The organism is Tepidiphilus baoligensis, assembly GCF_012911495.1.
In the GTDB taxonomy this organism is placed as follows: Bacteria; Pseudomonadota; Gammaproteobacteria; order Burkholderiales; family Rhodocyclaceae; genus Tepidiphilus; species Tepidiphilus olei.
On the sequence record NZ_JAAAUB010000028.1, the window covers coordinates 1 to 6,433 of the forward strand.

A 6,433-nucleotide genomic window follows, 5' to 3' on the forward strand; every position below is an offset into this window, starting at 1 on the left:
GGTTGCAATTGATCGGGGACAGGTTTCCCACGGATTCAGGAAATAGAAAAAAGAAAAGCCGCCGCAAATCTGCGCGGCACCATGATCCGAGGATGAACACCACGCGACCGCCACGCCCGGGTGGGTCGAGTTTGTCATGATGACTTTTTGGAGAGGCACTTCCCAGCCCGCCCCCATGCGCACGACCCCCGACCTACTCGCTGGCCCTCTGTTCGCCCACTCGCCCGACGCCATTCTCATCGCCGACACGAACGGCATGGTGCTCGACGTGAACCCCGCGTTCACGGCGCTCACCGGCTACACGCGCGACGAGATCGTGGGCAAGACGCCGCGCCTGCTCAAGTCCGGCCACATGTCCCTCGAGTTCTACCGCACCCTCTGGCAGACGGTACTCTCCGGCGAGCGCTGGCGCCACGACATCCTCAACCGACGCAAGGACGGTTCCCTCTACTGGGCCGACGAGATCATCCAGCCGATCACGCTCGAGGAAAGAGGTCAGACCGTACTCGTCTCCTTTCAGCGCGACGTCACCGAACTGCGGCGGACCCGAGAAGCGCTGGACGAAGAACACGCACGCCTGGATGGGTTCCTGCGCGCGAGCCCCGCCGTGCTCTACGTGGTCCCAGCCACGGGAGCCACTCAACCCATTTTCGTCAGCGACAACGTCCGCGATCTCCTGGGAAACGTCCCGGCGGAACTCCTCTCCGATCCTTGCTGGTGGCTGGAGCGCATCCACCCCGAAGATCGCGAGGCGGTGGAACGCACCCTCGACTTCCACCGCTGGCCGGAGGACACGCTGTTGCGCCGCTATCGCCTGCGCCATGCCGACGGCCACTACGTCTGGGTGGAAGACAAGGTCACGGTGGTGCGCGACGAACGGGGCGAACCGCGTTTGCTCAGCGGTGCCCTGCTCGACGTCAGCCGCGAAGCCGAACAACGGTCGCTGCTCGACAAGCTCGCCCGCCATCTCCCCGGGGTGATCTACGTCTTCAAGCGCACCCCGGACGATCACATGTCCTTTCCCTACGCGAGCGAAGGGATGCGCCGTATCTGCGGCGTCGACCCCGAAGCAGTCCGCGAAGACGCCACGCCTTTCTTCGCTTCGGTGCATCCCGAAGACCAGGCGGCCATGATGGAGACCTCCGACCATTCCGTCGCCACGCTCGAGCCCTGGCGGTTGCTCTACCGGCACGTGCATCCCGACGGGCACGTCGTCTGGGCCGAAGGCGAAGCCACCCCCGAGCGCCAGCCCGACGGGTCCACCCTGTGGTACGGCTTCATCGCCGACGTCACCGCGCGCGTCGAGGCCGAACGCCGGTTGCGCGAGCAGGAGCTCCTCTATCACACCGTGCTCGACAACCTGCAGGAGATCTGCTACGTCGCCGAAGTGACCCCCGAAGGGTTTCGCTTCCAAGTGGGCAATAACAGGCTCTATGAACTGCTCGGCATTGCCCCGGAGCGCTGGATCGGCGCACGCCCCCGGGATATTTTTCCGCCCCAGACGGCCGAGCACGTGGAAAAAAATCTCCGCCGCTGCCTCGAGGAAGGACGGACTCTGCGCACCGACACCGCGATGGCCACCGCCCACGGCTGGCGCGAGTTCTCGGCTTCCCTCACCCCTTTGACAGACAAAGATGGTACGGTGCGCCATATCGTCGGTCTGGTGATGGACGTCACCGACTACAAGCGCGCGATCCGACGCGCCCAGGAAGCCTCGAGGATCGCCGACGAGCGGGCGCAAACGCTCGGGACGCTGCTCAACGCCGTGGGTGAGGGCATTTTCGGCATCGATCCCGAAGGAACGATCACCTTCTGGAACCCGGCGGCAGAACGCATCCTCGGCTATCGCGCCGAGGACGTCATCGGTCTGGACGCCCATCAGACCTTTCACGATCGCCTGCCGGATGAGACGCCGTATTTGCGCGACGCCTGCCCGGTGCTGCGCGCCGTCCGCGAAGGACGGATGTTTTCCTGCAAGGAAGAGTATTTCCGCCACCGCGACGGCCACTGGGTCCCGGTTCTGCTCACCGTCACCCCCATCCCCGGGGATGGCGCCGTGGCCGTCTTCACCGACATCACCGAGCTCAAGAAGATGCAGGAAGACCTGCGTCGCCAGGCCGAGACCGATCCGCTCACTAGCCTGGCCAATCGCCGCAGTTTCTTTACCGCCCTGCTACACGCAGGAGAACGGATAGTCCGCCACGGCGATCGCTGCGCCATCCTGATGCTCGACCTCGACCATTTCAAGGCGGTCAATGACCGCTACGGGCACGCCGTGGGCGATGCCGTCCTGAGCACTTTCGCCGCGATACTACGCAACGCCTTGCGCGGCAATGATCTCCCCGCCCGCATCGGCGGCGAAGAATTCGCCGTGCTCCTGCCCCACACCGATCTTGCCGGCGCGCTCGCGCTCGCCGAGCGGATCCGTCGCGCCGTCGCCAACTACTGTCGCGTGCCGATGCACCCCGAACTGCGCATGACGGTGAGCATCGGCGTGAGCGAGCTGCTGCCCGACGACCCCACGCCCGAAGCCGCGCTCGTCCGTGCCGACGCCGCCCTCTATCTCGCAAAGCAAGAGGGGCGAAACCGGGTGGTGGTCGCCTGAGCGCCCCCGGCCCGATCGGCCCGGCGCGCCCTCGCTCTGATCGCTCAAGACGACCCGCCCTCCCGGCCGAAATAGCGCTCCGTCTCAGCCTTCACCACCCGGGCGAGCAGCACGAGCGCCACCAGGTTCGGCAAGGCCATCAAGCCGTTGGCCACGTCCGAGAAATTCCACACGAGTTCCAGCTTCACCGTCGCCCCCACCAGGATCACGGCCACGAACACCGTGCGGTAAATGCGGATCGCCTTGTGCCCGAAGAGGAACTCGAACGCCTTTTCTCCGTAGTAGCTCCAACCAAGCACGGTGGAATAAGCGAAGAGCACCGTGGAGAGGATCACCACCCCGGCCCCCGCGTTTCCGAGGTTGTGGGCGAAGCTGCGCATCGTCAGATCCGCCGGAGAGCCGCCTTCGAGCCAGTGCGGCGCCGTCAAGATCACCAGCGCCGTCATGGTGCACACCACCAGGGTGTCGATGAAGGTCTGGGTCATCGACACCAGCGCCTGCTTCACCGGATCGTCGGTCTTGGCCGCCGCCGCGGCGATCGGCGCAGAGCCGAGCCCCGATTCATTCGAAAACACGCCGCGCGCCAGGCCATAGCGCATCGCCGCCGCCACCGTTGCCCCGGCAAAACCGCCAGCGGCCGAGTAGGGGTTGAAGGCGTGATAGAAGATCAACCCGAGCGCCGGCAATAGTTGGTCCCATTGCAGCACGAGCACGACGATCGCCGCCAGGCAGTAGAAGAAAATCATGAAAGGCACGAGCCAGGCCGTGAAGCGTCCGATGCTCTTCACTCCACCGAGGATCACCAAGGCGGTGAGAAAGAGCATGACGCCCCCCGAGACCCAGGTCGGAACGCCCGCGGTGGAAGCAAGCAGTTGCGACACCGAATTGACCTGGGTCATGTTGCCGATGCCAAACGAGGCGATGACGGTGAAGATCGCGAAGAGCACCCCGAGCCAGCGTAGCCCCAGACCGTTGGTGAGGTAGTACATCGGTCCGCCTTTGTAGCCGAGCGCCCCCTGCTCGCGGTATTTCACCGCCAGCACGGCCTCGGCATACTTGGTGGCCATCCCGACTAGTCCCGTCACCCACATCCAGAACACCGCCCCCGGCCCGCCCATGGCGATGGCGGTAGCCACACCGACGATGTTGCCGATGCCGACGGTCGCCGCAAGCGCCGTGGTGAGCGCGGCAAAGTGGCTGATGTCTCCCGCCGCACCAGATTCCTTATGCAAAATCAACCGAAAAGCACGCCCCAAGGCGCGAAACTGCACGCCCCGCAGCACGACAGTAAGATACAACCCCGTGCCCACCAGCAGCACCAGCATCGGCACGCCCCAGACGAAGTTGGCCACGGTGGAGAGCAATTGGTTCAGGGTGTCCATGGTGCCTCCTTTTTCTCGTTATCAATGAAGCGATGAATTTGGCCATCATGGATATTTATTTTAATCGATCGCGGATCGAGCGCGATCCGGAGCGCGATTGACCTCGATCGTCAGGTGGCTCAAGGCGGAAAGATCCTTGAGCCGCTCCTTGTACTGCTGGGCGCTTTCGGGCCGTGGGGAATCGAGCGTGACGATGCAGGCATAGGTCTGCGGCCCCAGGCGCCACACGTGCAGGTCGGTGACGCGCGTGAGGCCGTCGCGCTGCAAGCGATCGACGATCTCGTGCTCGAGCACTCCGAAATCCTCCGCGTCGAGCAGCGAGCGCATGGACGTGCGCGCGAGCCCTACGCTCCAGTAGAGGATCACGGTGGCACCGACCAGCCCGATCAGCGGATCGAACCAGGCCCATCCTCCCCACTTCCCGGCAGCCAAGGCGGCGATCGCCAGCACCGAGGTGAAGGCATCGGCCAACACGTGCAGAAAGGCGCCGCGGTAGTTTGGATCCGCCGACGGCGCATGCCCGAATCCCTTCGCGGTGACGGCCATATCGTGATGGTGCGCCGCCTCCGTTGCATGCCTTCCCTCGTGCGCATGCCCATGATCGTGATCATGCTCATGCCCTGCGCCGAGAATGAGTGCGCTCACCAGGTTGACGGCAAGCCCGATCACCGCCACGAGGAGCGCCTCGTCGTAGGCGATCCGCTGCGGCGAGAGCAGCCGCCCGACCGATTCCCACACTAACCCCAGGGCAACGAGGGCGAGCAGCAGCGCGCTGGTGTAGCCGCCGAGCGCGCTCACCTTGCCCGTGCCGAAGGTGAAGCGCGGATTGGCGGCATGCCGCTCGGCATAGTAATAGGCGAACACCGCCACGCCCAGCGCAGCCACGTGCGAGCCCATGTGCCAACCGTCGGCGGTGAGCGCCATCGAGCCGGTGAGATAGCCGAAGGCGATCTCGAAGACCATGGTCACGAACGTGAGAACCACCACCCAGGCGGTGCGGCGCATGCGCTGCCGCGCATGAGGATCGACTTCGAAGGGATGCTGCCAGGGAGCCAGAGGCGGGAGCGATGACATGGTCGAGGCCATGAAAAAATCCGGTGCATGAACGATTCTCATTCTAGCACCGGATCGATCGGAGAAAGGGAAGAGCGCAAAGGGGGCAAGGGGCAAAAAAAGCCCCCGGCCCCTCGCGTTACGTCACGGTTTGATCGCGACCTTCAGCACGCCATCGCGCTGATTGGCAAAGAGGTCGTAGGCAGCCACGATGTCGTCGAGCTTGAAGTGGTGCGTCACGAGGGCCGTGAGATCGACGCGGCGGCTGGCGACCACTTCCATCAGGCGCCGCATGCGCTCTTTCCCGCCTGGACACAGGGTGGTGACGATTTTGTGGTTGCCCAGGCCGGCCGCGAAGGCATCGAGCGGCATTTCCAGCTTGCCGGAATACACGCCCAAGCTCGAGAGCGTCCCGCCGGGTTTGAGCACGCGCAAGCAGGCCTCGAAGGTTTGTTGCGTGCCCAGCGCCTCGATGGCGACATCGACACCGCGTCCGTTGGTGAGCTCCATGATTTTCTGTACCGGATCGACTTCCTTGAAGTTGATCACGACGTCGGCCCCGAGCTTACGCGCGATCTCGGCGCGCGCCGGTACTGCCTCGACGGCGAAGATCTTCGTGGCCCCCATCAGCTTGGCTCCGGCCGTGGCGCAAAGCCCGATCGGCCCCTGGGCGAAAACCGCCACCGTGTCGCCGATGCGCACGTGCCCTCTCTCGGCACCAGAAAAACCCGTGCTCATGATATCGGGGCACATCAGCACTTCTTCGTCCGTGAGGCCGTCGGGAATCAGCGTGAGGTTCGCCTGCGCGTTGGGAATGCGCACGTATTCGGCCTGACAGCCGTCGATGGTATTGCCCAGCTGCCAGCCACCCATGTGTTTGTGGCCGCATTGGCTCGATTGGCCATCGAGGCAGCTATTGCACTGGCCGCAGGGCGTGATCGCCCCAGCGATCACGCGTTGGCCGACTTCGTAGCCGGTCACGGCACTGCCGAGTTTCTCGATGACGCCCACCGGCTCATGACCGACGATGAGACCGGACCGCACGGGGTATTCCCCTTTGAGGATATGCACGTCGGTGCCGCAGATCGTCGTGGTCGTGACGCGCAGCAGCGCATCGGTCGGCCCAATTTCGGGGATCGGACGCTCCTGCAGCTCGATGCGCCCCGGCGCGACGAACACGGCGGCTTTCATGGTCTTCTTCATAGAGTTCTCCTTGCAGGACGGTGAAGCGGCACCATGCGGCCTCACGCTTCCGTCAGCATAGCACCCTCATCTTGACACGACCATGAAAACACCGATTAGACCAAAAAAACACCCCCATTTTTCGTGACAAAAAAACCTTTCTACACTATATGTCAGGTCCCGGACGATTGCGTGGAATTTTTATGAAAAG

The 6,433-nt window shown here is 64.0% G+C and carries 4 protein-coding genes; 1 reads left to right on the plus strand and 3 read right to left on the minus strand.

The annotated features are described in order from the left end of the window. Positions 1-175 precede the first annotated feature (175 nt). On the plus strand, positions 176-2,605 hold the full coding sequence (locus tag GV368_RS10720) for a sensor domain-containing diguanylate cyclase (RefSeq protein WP_169116517.1): 2,430 nt from the start codon (positions 176-178) through the stop codon (positions 2,603-2,605). Positions 2,606-2,649: 44 nt separating this feature from the next. Here the strand turns inward: GV368_RS10720 and GV368_RS10725 are convergent, their stop codons facing one another. The 3 genes from GV368_RS10725 to GV368_RS10735 all read right to left on the minus strand — a co-directional run bounded on the left by GV368_RS10725 (position 2,650) and on the right by GV368_RS10735 (position 6,243). Next, positions 2,650-3,987 carry an alanine/glycine:cation symporter family protein gene (locus tag GV368_RS10725; RefSeq protein WP_169116518.1) on the minus strand — a complete coding sequence of 446 codons (1,338 nt, stop codon included), beginning with the start codon at positions 3,985-3,987 and terminating at the stop codon, positions 2,650-2,652. A gap of 60 nt (positions 3,988-4,047) precedes the next feature. Beyond that, positions 4,048-5,073, minus strand: coding sequence for a CDF family Co(II)/Ni(II) efflux transporter DmeF (gene dmeF / locus GV368_RS10730; RefSeq protein WP_206673405.1), 1,026 nt, complete (start codon positions 5,071-5,073; stop codon positions 4,048-4,050). Between the two features lie 111 nt (positions 5,074-5,184). Further along, positions 5,185-6,243: an NAD(P)-dependent alcohol dehydrogenase gene (locus GV368_RS10735; RefSeq protein WP_206673406.1), complete on the minus strand. Its 1,059-nt coding sequence runs from the start codon at positions 6,241-6,243 to the stop codon at positions 5,185-5,187. Positions 6,244-6,433: the final 190 nt, after the last annotated feature.

What these genes read in the sequence shown, in the direction of transcription:
- GV368_RS10725 (WP_169116518.1), bottom strand. Translation starts at nt 3,987, where the DNA reads ATGGACACCCTGAACCAATTGCTCTCCACCGTGGCCAACTTCGTCTGG.
- GV368_RS10720 (WP_169116517.1), top strand. Translation starts at nt 176, where the DNA reads ATGCGCACGACCCCCGACCTACTCGCTGGCCCTCTGTTCGCCCACTCG.
- GV368_RS10735 (WP_206673406.1), bottom strand. Translation starts at nt 6,243, where the DNA reads ATGAAGAAGACCATGAAAGCCGCCGTGTTCGTCGCGCCGGGGCGCATC.
- dmeF (WP_206673405.1), bottom strand. Translation starts at nt 5,073, where the DNA reads ATGGCCTCGACCATGTCATCGCTCCCGCCTCTGGCTCCCTGGCAGCAT.